Below are 13,943 nucleotides of genomic sequence, written 5' to 3'. Positions count from 1 at the left end.
CACGCCCTTCTTCATTCCGAGACACCCGTTCCGATCCGCGAGACGATATCGTCCCAGTAGCCGGGCATCGTCTCCCAGGGGTCGGCCCGTCCACCGTGATCCGTGCGGTCGGTGAAGTAGATCGTGGCGGCGCCCTGCCAGCGGGCGATGCGGAGCGCTTCGTCGAGATGACCGCGCGGTACCCCGTGCACGAAGTGGCAGAAGCGCTCGGGCGGATAGTCGGCGGTCCACTCGGCCACCTGCGACCAGCGGTAGTCGCTCCAGGAGCCGGAGAAGGTCACCAGCTGATCGGCGCTTTCGGCATAGCCGGGGTAGGGGTGGGTGCCGTGGCCGAAGACGAGGTGCGCGTCGTCGAGAAGCGTGCGCAGCGTGGTGACCGCCTGGCGGACCTCGGGGAGCGCGGCACGCTCGGTGGGGCAGCGGTGCAGGAGGAAGCCACCGACCCGGTACCAGTCGAGATACCGGTGTGCGTCGGAGATCACCTCGGCGAAGGCGCGTGCGCCGTACGTCACGTCCAGATGTCCCAGGACGCGCACGCCCGCGTTGCGGAGTCGGCCGGCGGCCTCCAGGCAGTGCGGGTCGGGGCGGGTGCCGGGACCGTTGGCCACGTTCAGGGCGGCCCAGTGCACGGGGGTACCGGGGCGGGTGAGTTCGCCCCACTCGGCCGGAGCGACGAGGGGGTGCGCATAGCCGGGGACGCCGAGGCCGATCCTTAAGTCCGTGCTCGCGATATCCGTCGCGGCGCTGGTCAGATGCGGCATGCGGCCTCCATCCAGATATCGGCGAGGGATTCCTCGAGGTTGATGCGGGGCCGCCAGCCGAGCCGGTCGCGTGCGGTGCGCACATCGGCCTGCTGCCAGCTGCCGCAGCCGTCCGGGTAGGGGTACGCGACCGGCGCCCCGTGGTCCGCTTCGGTGCGGGGAGGGCCGATGGCCGACCTCATCGGTCCGGGTGGACCGTCGAGTTCGTGCAGCGTGCCTCCGTAGCCGGCCACACGGGCGAGGACGGCGGCGGCGTCGCGCAGGCGGACGGCGCGGCCCGAGCCGATGTTGATCACGCCCTGCGCGGCGGAGAGGGAGGCGGCGTGCACGGCGCGGGCGACATCGCGGACGTCGATGAAGTCGCGCTGGACGCCGAGTCCGCCGAGTTTGAGTTCGCCGTCGCCGGACTGCATGGCGCGGCGCAGGGCCTCGGCGAGGCGGCCGAGCGGGGATCCGGCGGGGGTGCCGGGGCCCGCGGGCGAGAAGACGCGCAGGACGACGGCGTCGAGGCCGGAGCCGAGGACCAGTTCGGTGGCGGCGAGCTTACTGACGCCGTACGGGCCGCCGGGGCGCGGTACGGCGTCCTCGGCCGTGGAGGAGCCGGGCTGGCTGGGCCCGTACTCGGCGCCGCAGCCGATCTGCACCAGGCGGGCACCGCAGCCGCTGCGGCGAAGGGCCTCGCAGACGGTGGCGACGGCGACGGTGTTGTGCCGGGTCAGTTCGCGGGCTCCGCCGCGGGTGGCGCCCGCGCAGTTGATGACGACCCCGGGGTGCACCGCGTCCAGGAAGCGGGTGAGGGCGCCGGGGCTGCCCGAGGCGAGGTCGAACCGTACGTCGGCGTCGTCACCCCGGCCGAGCGCGGTGAGCTGCACGGCCGGATCGGCGAGCAGTCTGTCGGCGACGAAACGGCCGAGGTATCCGTTGGCTCCGATCAGCAGGACCCTCATCGGGCGGCTCCCGGGGCGGATTCTCCGGTTCGGGAGGTGATCATCTGGCGTTCTCCTTCGGGGTGGTGCCGTGGGTCGGACGGAGCGCCCGCGGTGTCGGCCCCGCGGGAGGGTGCGCCCGGCACGAGGGCTGGACCCTCGGGCGCCGGTCGCGGCTCATGGCGTCCCGCCCGGTGCGGCGTGGGCCGAGGCCCGGGTCAGGGTGCGGGTCGCGTGGATCAGGAGGACGAGCGCCGCCGCGCCGCACACCAGGGCCGGGACGGCACCCGGACCCCAGGCGTCGGCGACGGTCTCGACGGGGGTGGCGACGAACGAGCAGCCGGGCAGGCGGGCCGCGAAGACCGTGGTGAGGGCGGTCACTTCGGCCGCGCCCGCGGCGCCGAGGACGATGGCCGGGGCGTGGGTGAAGCCGCGCGTCGTGAGCAGGCGCGCGAGCAGGAGCAGCGCGCCGAGGGCGCCCGCTCCGGCGTATGCGCCGGGCCCGTTGTAGGCACCGGGCTCGCTCGGCGCCTCCCGGCACAGTGCGAGCAGCGCGCCCAGGGCGCAGAGGAACAGGGCGAACGCTCCCAGGAGCAGGGGCCGCACGGAGACGGCGAACTCCTCCAGGCCCCGGCTCGCGGTCAGTTTGCGGCGGGCGCCCGCGGTGAAGAGGTGGGCGCACCAGACCGCGGGGGCGCACGCCAGGGCGAGGGCCAGCACAGGTGCGGTGGCCGGGGGCCAGGGGCCGTCGGGGCCGCCTTCGATGCCGACGCTCAGCAGTCCGTCGCCGAGCAGGGCGTACGCGATCAGCCAGCACGTCCAGGCAAGGGTGCCGCTCGTCGTGCGGTGCGTAGTGCTGAGGGGACCTCGGCGCAGCGCGGCGCGCAGGCCGAGCGTCACCGCGAGGGTGCCGCCGGCGGCGACCGCGAGGCGCGGCTGCCCTTCGGTGAGCCGCAGCCCGGCCACGGTCGCCGCGCAGAGAGCGCCCGGCAGCAGGGAGAGCAGGGCCCAGTCGGCGCGCACGCCGGGGTGTTCGGGGGTCGCGGGCCGGGGTGCCGGGTCCGAGTCGCGGGCCACGCGCGCGTACATCTCCTCGGCGAGCGAGAACACGTCCCGGTGCCGGAACCGTGCGGCGGTGCGGTCGGTCACGCCGTGCGCCTCCAGGCCCGCCGCGATGTCCAGGGGGTCGACGGCACGCTCGCAGAGTTCACGATGCCGGTGCATCAGCGCCTTCACGGGGTCCACGGCACCGCGACGACCACCGCCGAGAGAGGTGCGGGCACCCCCCGAGTCGCCCACCGAGTCGTTCCCCGGATCACCCCCGGCGTCGCCGCGCGCACCACCGGAGCCGTCCCGTACGAGTTCGCTCATCACGCGCCCTCCCCCGCGGGCAGCGGAGCTGTGGCACGTACCGGCGCCCCCGCCGCCCAGCGCGGTCGTCCCATGGCCATGAGGCGGGCCTCGGTCCAGCGGCCGGGTACGTGGGCCTCGGCCGGCACGCCGAACGGCAGGGGATCCCCCGCGTCGTCCACGACGAGCCGCCGGGCCGGGGAGCGCGAGACGATCTCCAGGTAAATGCCGTGAAATGCCGTGATGTTCTGCTCGACCGTGAAGAGTTCGAGGGCTCGCGCGCGGGCCGCCGCGCCGAGGCGCGCACGCCGTTCGGGGTCGCGCAGCAGTGCCACGCACGCCTCGGCGAGCGCCCGCGGATTGCGCGGCGGCACCACCAGCCCCGTACCGCCGATGACTTCGACGACCGCGCCGACGTCCGTGGACACGGTGGCGCGGCCACAGAACATGGCCTCGACCAGGCTGATCGGGAAGCCTTCGACGACGCTGGAGAGGACGACCACGGCACCGGACGCGTACGCCTCCGCGAGGCTCGGGACCTCCGGGCTGCCGATCTCCTCGAAGGACACCGGGTTGTCGCCGACCGCGTGCACGCCCTCCGCCTCGTCGGGAAAGAGCTGGGCGGCCAGCGCCTTGCAGTGGGCCAGGTACAGCGCGCCCTCCGGCCCGTCGGCGGGCGCGCCGACGATGCGCAGCCGGGTCTTCGGTGCCTCCTTGCGGACCTCGGCGAAGGAGTGCAGCAGTGAGATCAGGTCCTTGGCCGGTTCGATGCGGCCGACCCAGACCAAGGTGTCCGGGTCCGCGCATCCGGAGCCGTCGGCCCGCTCGCCCACCTCCGCGAAGCGGGCGGCCTCCATGCCGGGGTAGACGGTGCGCAGTTTGGCGCGCTCGGCGCCGCAGCGCTCCTGCCAGCGGCGCGCGTGGGTGTTGCCGGGCGTGATGAGCGCGGCCCTGCGGTAGACCTCGGCGGCCAGCGCGCCATGGAAGGCCGCGAGCAGCGCCCGTACCGCGGGGGACTCCTCGGCGGCGGAGGAGGCGAGGTAGTGCGCCCGCAGCTGCACGCCGTACTCCGTCACCAGCAGGGGCACCCCGGCGAAGTGCAGCGCGAGCAGGCCGGGCAGGGCGGCCTCGCCGCCGGCCGCGGCGTGGCAGAGGTCGACCGAGCCGAGCCCGTCGTCCTCGTACCAGTCCAGCGAGAGGGGGCGCAGAGCGCGCTCGACGTGAGCGGCGACGGACAGCAGGTCGGGCACACGCGCAGTACGCGCGGCGCGCAGTGCGCCGGGCGCACGGCAGGCGCGCTCCAAGGCGCGCACTGCCCCCTCGGAGCGCAGCGCCCCGACCAGCCCGCCCTCGTCACGGGCCAGTTCCGCGAGCCCGTACAGCGCACTGCCGAAACGGTCCGCCACCACTCCGCGAGAGGCCTCCGACGCCGTCACACCGCCAGAGACCTCCGAGCCGTCGAGGACCACAGGCGTGGCACACACGGCCGCCGCCAACTCCCCGAAGCACTCGGCGAACCGCCGGCGCGCTCGTCGCCCGTGTACCACGCCGTCGTTCTCGGCCGTCCACAGCGGAGCCGTCCGCACCCGGCTGACCTGCGGCGGCAGCGGGATCCAGCCCTCGTCCTCCTGCCGCTCGCTGCGACTGAGCGCGTAGATGTCGAACTCGTGCTGCCCGAGCCCGCGCACGAGCCGGTCGCACCAGAGTCTGGCGTCACCGCTCACATACGGATAGCCACCCTCCGTAAGCAGTCCGATGCGCACCAGTGCACCCCCGATCTCCCTATGGGGAGCCGCCGTTGACCCGGCGGCTCGCAGCGGGAAGAACGTATGCGCACATGGCGGTGGCGCGACGGACGGTTGTCCATCGCGCCACCAAAAGGGGTGAACGGTCGTAACTTTCCCGTGCGGGTCGCGTTCTGTCGCGCTACGAGATCAACCAGTCACGTTGCATCACACCGCCGTCAGCTGTCTCCGGGCCGTCCGCCGCCGCGCCGCGACCTCCGGATCCAGCGCCGGTACGGCGGCCAGCAGCTGCTGGGTGTACGGGTCGCGCGGCGACTCGTACACCTCGTCGGCGGGCCCGTACTCGACGATCCGGCCGCGTCGCATCACCGCGACCCGGTCGCTGACCTGGCGGACGACCGCGAGGTCGTGCGCCACGAACACGAGAGCGAGCCCGAGTTCCCGTTGCAGTTCGGCGAGCAGGGCGATCACCTGGGCCTGGGTGGTGACGTCGAGCGCGGAGACCGGTTCGTCGCAGACGATGACGCGTGGGTCGGCGGCGAGCGCCCGGGCGATGCCGACGCGCTGGCGCTGTCCGCCGCTGAACTCGTGCGGGTAGCGGTCGTAGTGCGCCGCTTCGAGCCCCACGCGCTCCAGGAGTTCCCGTACGCGCCCCCGGATGCGCCCCTCCTCGTGTTCCCCGCGGGCGCGCAGGGGATCGGCGATCGACTCGCCCACGCTGCGGCGCGGGTTGAGGGAGGAGACAGGGTCCTGGAAGACCATCTGGACGTCCGGGCGCACGCCTCCGCCGGGCTTGATCTCCCCCGCCGAGGGCTCCAGCAACCCCACGAGCATCCGTCCCAGGGTGGTCTTGCCGCTGCCGCTCTCGCCGACGATCCCGAGGGTCTCGCCCCGGTGGATCGTCAGCGACACGTCGTCGACGGCGGCGAACGCCTTCTTCCCGCGTCCGAATTCGCGCCGCAGGCCGCTCGCCTCGAGAACGACCTCCTCCGTCACCGCGGAGGCGGTGCGCGGCGCGTCCACACGGGGCACCGCGCCGAGAAGTTCCTGGGTGTACGCCTGCGCGGGCGCCCCCAGGACGGCACCGACGCGGCCGTGCTCGACGGCCCGCCCGTGCCGCATGACCAGGATCTCGTCGACGCTCTCGGCGGCGACGCCCACGTCGTGCGTGACGAGGAGCAGGCCCATTCCGGTCTCCTCGCGCAGGGTGTGCAGCAGGTCGAGGATCTGGGCCTGGACGGTCACGTCGAGGGCCGTGGTCGGCTCGTCGGCGATCAGCAGGTCGGGTTCGCAGGCCAGCGCCATCGCGATCAGCGCGCGCTGGCGCATACCGCCGCTGAACTCGTGCGGGCGGGAGCGCGCCCGGCGCGCTGCGTCCGGGATGCCGACGCGGTCGAGCACCTCGACGGCACGCGCGCGTGCGGCACGCCGGGAGGCCTTCACGTGCACCCGGTACACCTCGGCGATCTGGTCACCGACCGCGTAGTACGGGTCGAGGGACGACAGGGGGTCCTGGAAGACCATGGCGGCCTTCCCGCCGCGCAGCCGCCGCAGTTCGGTGTCGGACGCCTCCTGTACGTCGATGCCGGCCACGCGCACCGAGCCGCCGACGTCGGCTCCCGTGCCGCGGTGCAGCCCCAGGAGGGCCGAGGCGACCGTGGACTTGCCCGAGCCGGACTCTCCGACCAGGCCCAGCGCGGCGCCCTTCTCCAGCCGGAAGGACAGGCCGTCGACGGCGCGCAGCGATCCGAACCCGACCGTCAGGTCGGTGACTTCCACCAAGCTCATACGAGCACCACCCGTCGGTCGGCCACCGCGTACAGCACGTCCGCGACGGCGTTGGCGATGACCACGAAGAAGCCGATGACGAGGACCATGCCGACGACCACCGGCAGGTCGACGACGTTCACCGCGTGCACCAGCTCCTGTCCGATGCCGGGCAGTCCGAAGAGTGTCTCGGTGAGCACCGCGCCGCCGACCGCCGAGCCGACGTTGTTGGCGTTCAGCGCGATGATCGGCGCGAACGCCCCGCGCAGGGCGTGCCGCCCGATGATCGACCGCTCGCCGACGCCGTACGCCCGGAAGGTCCGGATGTGGTCCTCGGCGAGGGTCTCCAACATTGCGGCCCTGGTCAGCCGGGCGAACGCGGCGGCCTCGATGAGGGCGAGGGAGAACCAGGGCAGCAGCAGGTTCCAGGCCCACTGTTCGGGGTCGTCGGTGAGGCCGACGTACTGCGGGAAGGGCAGCAGTTGCAGCTGCCCGCAGACGACGATCATGAGCACCAGGCCGATCACGAAGACCGGCGTGGCGACGCCCACGAGGGTGATGCCGGTCAGCACGCGCTCGGTGAGCCGGCCGCGCCGCCACGCGGACAGGATGCCGGTGCCGACGCCGAGGATCAGCCACAGCACCATCGCGCCGAACACGAGGGACAGGCTGACCGGCAGCTTCGCCAGGATCAGCTGGGTGACCTGGGTGTCGCCCTGGTACGACAGGCCGAGACAGGGCGCCGAGCAGTGCGCCACCGAGGTGCCGGTGGAGAAGTCCTGGCCGACGAGGATGCCCTGCAGGAAGTGCCAGTAGCGCACGTACAGCGGGTCGTCGAGCCGCAACTGCTGGGCGACCTGGTGCACTTGTTCCGGAGAGCAGCGCGGGCCGCAGGTGATCTGGGCGACGTTCCCCGGGGTGGCGTAGAAGACGACGTAGACGATCACCGAGATGGCGAGCAGGGTGATCACGGTGCCGACGGCGCGGCGCAGGACGAATCCTCCGAAGCCGCTCATGCCTTGGCCTCCTTCTCGGCGCTCGCGTCCGTCGTGGCCTTCTTGGAGTCCACGTCCGTCGTGGCCTTCTCGGAGTCCGCATCCGCCGCGGCTTTCTTGGAGTCCACGTCCGTAGCAGCCTTCTTGGAGTCCGCGTCCGCCTTGGCCTCCCGTTTGCGGCCCGTGCCGACGCGCAGGCGCGAGGCCGCGCGCGGGTCCAGAGCCGTGCGGACGCCGTCGCCGAGGACGGTCAGGGCCAGCACGGTCACCAAGAGCGCCCCGGCGGGCAGCAGCAGGTACTGCGGGGCCGCCTGGTACCAGACGTTGGCGGCCGTGAGCATCTGCCCCCAGGACGGCGTCGGGGGCTTCACTCCGACGCCGAGGAAGGACAGCGCGGCCTCGGCGGAGATGTTCATCGGCACGAGGAGCGCGGCATAGGTGATGACGGGGGCGGCCAGTCCGGGCAGGAGTTCGCGGCGCGCGATGCGCCAGGTGTTCCAGCCGCTGAGCCGCGCGGCGGAGACGTAGTCGAGCCCCTTGAGGGTGAGGGTCTGGGCGCGCACGATCTTCGCGGTGTTGCCCCAGGCGATCAGGCCGATGACGAGCGCGACCAGCAGGGGCCGCGGGAAACTGCTGGGCACGATCGCCAGCAGGGCCAACGACATGATCATCAACGGCATCGCGACGAAGATGTCGGTGATCCGGCTCAACAGTTGATCGATCCATCGGTTGCCGAGTGCGGCCGCGACGCCCACCACGACACCGACGAGGACCTGTACGACGGTCGCACCCAGCGCGACTCCCAGCGAGACCCGGGCGCCGTACGCGAGCCGGGCGAAGAGGTCGCGGCCGGTCTGCGGTTCGACGCCGAGCCAGTGGTCGCCGCTGACGCCGCCGAACGAGCCCACGGGCACACCGCCGCGCGCCGAGTCGATGAGGGACGGGTGGTAGGTGGTCGGGTCCTGGCCCTCGATCGCGGTGAGCAGCGGCGCGGCGAGCGCGAGCAGGACGAGCAGCGCGACGACGCCCGCCGCGACGACGGCGGCGCGCTGCGTGCGCAGCCGCCGCCAGAACTGACGGGCCCCCGAGGCCCCCGGGGCGGACGCGAGGTCCGTCCCGGGGACCTGAGAGGCGACGATTGCCTCGCTCACGGCGCTACTTCACCGCGACCTGGGAGATGTCCAGCACGCCGGTCCAGTCGCTGATCACGATGTTCTTGACCGCGCTGCCGTACAGGCGCTTGTAGACGGGGTGGAACAGCGGCACGGTCAGGGCCTGCTCGCCGATCTTCTTGTCCAGCGCGCCCCAGCGCTTCGCGGCCTCGTCAAGATTCGTCAACTTGTTGATCGCGTCGATCTCGTCATTGACGGACTTGTCGTCGAGGAAGCCGGTGTTGAAGTTCGCGCCGTCCTTGACGATCTGGCGGCCGTCGAAGATCGGGGCCAGGAAGGGTCCGCCGGAGGGCCAGTCGGCACCCCAGTGGGCGAGGAAGAAGCCGGGCTCGGTCTTCACGCCGTGGATCTTGTCCCGGTAGTCGTTGTCCTCCAGGCCCTGGAGCTTGACCGTGATGCCGGCCTTCTTCAGGGCGTCCTGGAGCGCGGTCGCGATCTCCGGGCTGGTCTCGAAGTTCTTGTCGTTGGAGTGCGTGAGGGTGACGGTGATCCCGTTCGGGTGACCGGCCTCCTTCAGCAGTTCCTTGGCCTTGGCCGGGTTGCCGGACGCGCCCGCCGGGAAGTGGTCGTAGGGCGTGTAGCCGAAGGACTTCTGGTTCGGCAGGTACGTGGTCGCGGCCTCGGCCAGCGACGAACCACCGGCCGCGTTGATCACCGACGAACGGTCGACGGCGTACGCGATCGCCTGCCGCACCTTCGGGTCGTCGAACGGCTTCACCTTCGGGTTGAAGGCGATGTAGTTGGTGTAGCCGAAGTGGCCGGTGCCGACGCGTGCCGCCAGCGCCTTGTCACCCGTCACCTTGGCCAGCTCGGCCGGGCCGAGGTTGGTGTCCGTGGTGACGGCGGCGGCATCGGTGCCCTGGGACGCCGACAGCCGCTGGTTGATCACGGAGGAGTCCAGGCCCGACCGTACGTCGATCTTGTCCGGGTAGGCCTTGCGCTCGGCGTCGGTCGCCGCGGACCAGTACGGGTTGCGCTCCAGGGTGATCCGCTCGCCGTCGTTCTCGTTCTTGACGACCTTGTACGGGCCGGAGGAGATCGGGTGCTCCTCGTACTTCGTGCCGTTGTCCTTGGCCTTCGGGACGGGCGTGAACTGGGTCTGCGTGGCGAGGAAGGGGAACTCGCCCTCGGGCTTGTCCAGGTGGAAGACGAGGGTCAGGTCGTCCGGGGTCTCGATCGAGGCGAGGCCCTTCTTGTCCTTGTACGGCCCCTGGTAGTCGGCTCCGCCGATGAGCCAGTCCCGCAGGTAGGGCGCGCCGCCGGAGAGCTCGGCCGCGAAGGAACGCTCGATGCCGTACTTGATGTCGGCGGAGGTGATCGGCGAACCGTCCTCGTACTTGAGGCCCTTCTTCAGGGTGTACGTCCACACGGTCGCGTTCTCGCTCGGGCGGCCGGTGTCGGTGGCGAGGTCGGGGACGACCTTGGCGCCCGCGGCCCCGTTCTCGCGGTTGCGCGTGGTCAGCGTACGGAAGACGAGGGAGGGGACGTTGCCGCCGCCGGAGGTGTAGAGGCGCGCCGGGTCGAAGTCCTCCTGCGGGCTCGCGTTGAGGACGGTGAGCGTGCCTCCCTTCTGCGGCTTGGAGTCGCCACCGGCGCCCTTGGCATCGTTGTCCTTCGGCCCGCAGGCGGCCGCGCCCGCTGCCACGACCAGGGTGACGGATGCCGCGGCCACGCGGCGGGCTATGACGGACGGTTGACGCATCGGAAGACGACCTCTCGAATGATGAGACAGATTGACGAGGAGTGAGACGGAAGTGAACGGACGTCTGCCCCGGCGTCAGGTCGTCAAGAAAAGGTCGCGAAGCCGGAAGCCCAGGGACCGATACGGTCACCCAGGGTCACGACGGAAGCGGAAGCACGACGCACACGCCAAGGGCGGGCGTCAGCGACAGTGGATGTCTGCGACGCAGAGCGCGGTCACGCCAATCAGCGCCAGCTCGATGGCGGCGCGACGGACGGCATGACTAGACCACATGCGCAGAAATATGAACGAACTTTCGGAGCATGTCAACGTGGCCCCAGTGGTCCCCCGCTACCGCTCCGTCAACTCCCCGGATAGGGCCAGGGGTTGGCCCGACAGTGGATTCCGTCATGGTCGAGGAATTTGGTCTGCTGCTGCATGACGGGCGCGAGCTCGCCGTCCTTGTCGCAGGTGACATGGCCGTATCCGAGGCGGTGGCCGACCTCGTGGTTGATGAGCATCTGCCGGTACGGGTGAATTGCGTCACCGTAGGTCTTGGAGCCCTGCGCCCAGCGGTACGCGTTGATCATCACGCGCTCGGTGGAGGCCGAGTCGCACGACACGTTGTCCTCGGTCGTGTCCAGCCCGGACTTGGCGCACCACTCGGCGGTGGTGCCGGGGCTGGCCAGCGTGATCACGAAGTCGGGCTTGCCGGAGGAGATCCGCTCGAAGGTACGGGCGCCGTTGTGGGCCCAACTCCGTTTGTCGTTCAGCGTCTTCTGGACGGCCTGCGCGAAGAGGGCGGCGTCGAGGCCGAGGCCCTTCTCCACGTCCACCCGATATGTGTACTTCCGCCCCTTACCGGGCGCCTTGTCGAACCCGGGGACGGCGTCGAACTTCCCCGAGGCCTTGAGGGTGGCACTGAGCGCGTACGTCACACCCATCTTCTGGTCGTACGTCAGCGGTGTCGCGCTCGGCGCCGCGGACGGGGTCGACCCGGTGCCCCCGGGCGAGGCGGACGCGCGGGCGTCCAGTCCGCCACCGGTCGCGGACTGCGTCTGCGCGGTGGCGTGGTGCCGCCCGGCGGCCACCTGTCCGGCCACCACTACGGCGAGCACGGTGGTGACGGCGGCCGCGGCGATTCCGGTGAACGCCCGCCCCTTGACGCCCTTGCCCTTCTCCGCCTCCTCGGTCCCCGGCTCTTCGGTCCCGGTCCTGCCCCTGTTGTCGCTCTCGCTCTCGTCGAAGGCGTCGACGTAGGCCTGCCGGAGCCCCGGGCCTGGCCCGAGCCCGGCGTCGGCCTCCTGCCGCTGCCGAGGGATGCGCGGTCCGGGTGCCCCCTGGGGCATGCCTTGGGGCGCCCTCTGCGGCATGGCCTGCGGCCCGCCGTCCGTGGTCCCCGCCGTCCGCGGGCCACCCCTGAACGCGCCCCAGCCACCGCCGGGTTCACGCTGCTCGGGATGTCCCGCACGCGCCTGGGGCACACCACGCGCGGGGGTGCCGTGCGCGGGAGTCCCCTCGGCGAACCGCGGAACACCGTGGGCCGGCGTGCCGTCGGGGAGGCGCGGGAAGCCGTGCGCGGGGGTCCCGTCGGGGAGGCGCGGGAAGCCGTGGACCGGCGTCCCGTCGGGGAGGCGCGGGAAGCCGTGCGCCGGAGTCCCGTCCGGATAACGCGGCACACCATGCACCGGCGTGCCGTCCTGGGGGCGGGGAGTTCGGGGCAGCGGAGGGCCGGCCGGCGCGGGGCGACGAGGTCCCGGCGGTTGTGGGCCCAGGGGGCCGCGCGTGGCCCCCTGCGGCGAGGTCGCCGCCGGGCCCGTACCCGGCGCCCCCCCTTGAGCCGTGCCCGGTGCGGCACCGGGTGCCGGAACCCTGGGCAGCTCCCCCGTGTCGCTCTTACCGGCCCGCCCCCGGCGACTGTGACGTCCCACGCCCCGCCTCAGCTCCCCGCGTCCGCGCCGGCCGGAGAGGCCAACTCGCCTGTTTCCGCGAGGAGTTCGCGGAACGCCGAGGCCACCGTCTCCGGGTACTCCATCATCGCGACATGCCCCGCGTCCGGCAACGACAGCAGCCGGGAGTCGCGGAAGGCGCGCGCCGCGCGCCGGGCCATGCGGTAGGCGACGAGCTGGTCACGGCCGCCGTAGACGAGCAGCGTCGGCGCTAGCACCCGCTCGGCCTGGCGCCACAGCCCGTGCTGGCCGCCCAGCGTGTACGCGTTCACCAGACCACGCGACGAACGCGCCATGGCGTCCCAGAAGTAGGGCAGCGCGAGCCGCCGCTCCATCTCCTCGACCGCGTCGCGGAACCCCTCGGGCGTCACCATGCCGGGATCGCCGTAGCAGAGCGCCATGACCCCGCGGACACGCTGCTCGGCACTCCAGTCCTTGGTGAGCCGGGTGAACAGCCGCGCCACCCCCGGCACCGAGAGCAGCGCCGTCGGCCACGCGGTGCGCTGCGCGCGGATCTCCGGGAGCGCGGGCGAGATCAGGGTGAGCGTCTCGACCAGGTCGGGCCGTACGGCGGCGACGCGCGTGGCGACCGCTCCGCCGAGCGAGTTCCCGAAGAGGTGCACGGGGCCGCGCTCGGCCGCGTCGAGATAACGGATGACCGCGCGCGCATGCCCGGTCACCGAGTAGTTACCGTCGTCGGGCGGCGGCGAGTCCCCGAAGCCGGGCAGATCGAGCGCCTCGCTGTCCACGAGCCCGTCGAGCAGCGGCATCAGCGCCGACCAGTTCTGCGAAGAACCGCCCAGCCCATGGACGTACAGGGCGGGCGGCAGTCCCTCGCGCGCGGGCGGTCTCGAACGCACGGTCAGGGTGATCCCGGGCAGTCCGACCGATCGCAGGCGCTCCCCCTCCGCGACCCGTACGGTTCCGACCCTCGGCGTGACGGTGGTGGCCAGCGCGGCGGGCAGCTCGGTCGAAGACATGCGGCAATGTTACGAGACGATCACGCAGTGGTTCATGTGTTCGCTGTCACAGATCGTGCGCGGATCGTCTAGCGCCTCGATCGGGTGTCTCCTAGGCTTCGATCGAGGGCACTCGTACGTACACCAGGATCCGTACCAGGGATCCATACCCAGGGATCCGTACATCAGGAGCGCACTCGCACCGCTCGGGAAGAGGAATCATGACAGTCGACCCGACAGACCCCGAGACCTTCAACGACCGGTTCCGGGAGATCCTTGACCCGGAAGCCGCGGAGGCGGACCTCGCCGAGCAGCTCAGCGAACTGGATCCGGTGGACGACATCGACCCCGAACCCCCCGGTGACCCCCTCAACGCCAACGAGGCCGACCTCGCCGAGCAGGCCAGGGTCGTCCGGCTCAACGAGGACGACTACAGGGGATGACCCCATGTGACCGGACCCCGCCGACCAGCGGTATCCGGTGTGGCGTCATGCCCTTCTCACCCCGTTCGTCACCCTCTGTGTCGTTATCGCACGCGTCCGGTCCGTGAAATTCTGCGCTCGCACCGCGCACAGTGGGGTTACCGAAAAGTACGATGGCGGCGCGGCGCACACCGCATGTGGACAATTTTGGGAGGC

12 protein-coding genes are annotated in these 13,943 nt (G+C 71.9%); 1 reads left to right on the top strand and 11 read right to left on the bottom strand.

Annotation, left to right across the window (positions count from 1 at the left end):
• Positions 1-11: 11 nt before the first annotated feature.
• The 11 genes from ACIRA5_RS33170 to ACIRA5_RS33120 all read right to left on the bottom strand — a co-directional run bounded on the left by ACIRA5_RS33170 (position 12) and on the right by ACIRA5_RS33120 (position 13,326).
• Positions 12-761 (bottom strand): spherulation-specific family 4 protein, encoded by a 750-nt coding sequence (locus ACIRA5_RS33170; RefSeq protein ID WP_403697086.1) that lies wholly within the window; start codon positions 759-761, stop codon positions 12-14.
• The gene (locus ACIRA5_RS33165) at positions 749-1,708 is read right to left on the bottom strand and encodes an NAD-dependent epimerase/dehydratase family protein (RefSeq protein WP_403697083.1); all 960 of its coding nucleotides are present in this window, start codon (positions 1,706-1,708) and stop codon (positions 749-751) included. The genes ACIRA5_RS33170 and ACIRA5_RS33165 overlap by 13 nt, the downstream gene beginning before the upstream one ends.
• Positions 1,709-1,864: 156 nt before the next feature.
• Entirely contained in the window at positions 1,865-3,058 is a 1,194-nt protein-coding gene (locus ACIRA5_RS33160) for a hypothetical protein (protein WP_403697080.1), read from the bottom strand.
• The gene (locus ACIRA5_RS33155) at positions 3,058-4,800 is read right to left on the bottom strand and encodes a DUF3492 domain-containing protein (RefSeq protein WP_403697078.1); all 1,743 of its coding nucleotides are present in this window, start codon (positions 4,798-4,800) and stop codon (positions 3,058-3,060) included. The genes ACIRA5_RS33160 and ACIRA5_RS33155 overlap by 1 nt, the downstream gene beginning before the upstream one ends.
• Before the next feature lie 189 nt (positions 4,801-4,989).
• Positions 4,990-6,570, bottom strand: coding sequence for a dipeptide ABC transporter ATP-binding protein (locus ACIRA5_RS33150; protein WP_403697075.1), 1,581 nt, complete (start codon positions 6,568-6,570; stop codon positions 4,990-4,992).
• Positions 6,567-7,565 (bottom strand): ABC transporter permease, encoded by a 999-nt coding sequence (locus ACIRA5_RS33145; RefSeq protein ID WP_403697072.1) that lies wholly within the window; start codon positions 7,563-7,565, stop codon positions 6,567-6,569. The genes ACIRA5_RS33150 and ACIRA5_RS33145 overlap by 4 nt, the downstream gene beginning before the upstream one ends.
• The gene (locus ACIRA5_RS33140; RefSeq protein WP_403697069.1) at positions 7,562-8,695 is read right to left on the bottom strand and encodes an ABC transporter permease subunit; all 1,134 of its coding nucleotides are present in this window, start codon (positions 8,693-8,695) and stop codon (positions 7,562-7,564) included. The genes ACIRA5_RS33145 and ACIRA5_RS33140 overlap by 4 nt, the downstream gene beginning before the upstream one ends.
• A gap of 4 nt (positions 8,696-8,699) precedes the next feature.
• Positions 8,700-10,418 (bottom strand): ABC transporter substrate-binding protein, encoded by a 1,719-nt coding sequence (locus ACIRA5_RS33135; RefSeq protein ID WP_403697066.1) that lies wholly within the window; start codon positions 10,416-10,418, stop codon positions 8,700-8,702.
• 180 nt (positions 10,419-10,598) lie between these two features.
• Positions 10,599-10,691, bottom strand: a complete 93-nt coding sequence (locus ACIRA5_RS33130) for an Ms4533A family Cys-rich leader peptide (RefSeq protein ID WP_312639156.1) — start codon at positions 10,689-10,691, stop codon at positions 10,599-10,601.
• Between the two features lie 68 nt (positions 10,692-10,759).
• Positions 10,760-12,328, bottom strand: coding sequence for a DUF3152 domain-containing protein (locus tag ACIRA5_RS33125; RefSeq protein WP_403697063.1), 1,569 nt, complete (start codon positions 12,326-12,328; stop codon positions 10,760-10,762).
• An 8-nt stretch (positions 12,329-12,336) separates the two neighbouring features.
• Entirely contained in the window at positions 12,337-13,326 is a 990-nt protein-coding gene (locus ACIRA5_RS33120) for an alpha/beta fold hydrolase (RefSeq protein WP_403697060.1), read from the bottom strand.
• A gap of 200 nt (positions 13,327-13,526) precedes the next feature.
• On the opposite strand from ACIRA5_RS33120, the gene ACIRA5_RS33115 reads away from it, so the two are divergent.
• Positions 13,527-13,748, top strand: a complete 222-nt coding sequence (locus ACIRA5_RS33115; protein ID WP_403697058.1) for a hypothetical protein — start codon at positions 13,527-13,529, stop codon at positions 13,746-13,748.
• Positions 13,749-13,943: the final 195 nt, after the last annotated feature.

The sequence above is a fragment of the Streptomyces sp. NPDC096311 genome (assembly GCF_044763085.1).
Lineage (GTDB): Bacteria > Actinomycetota > Actinomycetes > Streptomycetales > Streptomycetaceae > Streptomyces.
This window is presented reverse-complemented; position numbering and strand designations above follow the sequence as displayed.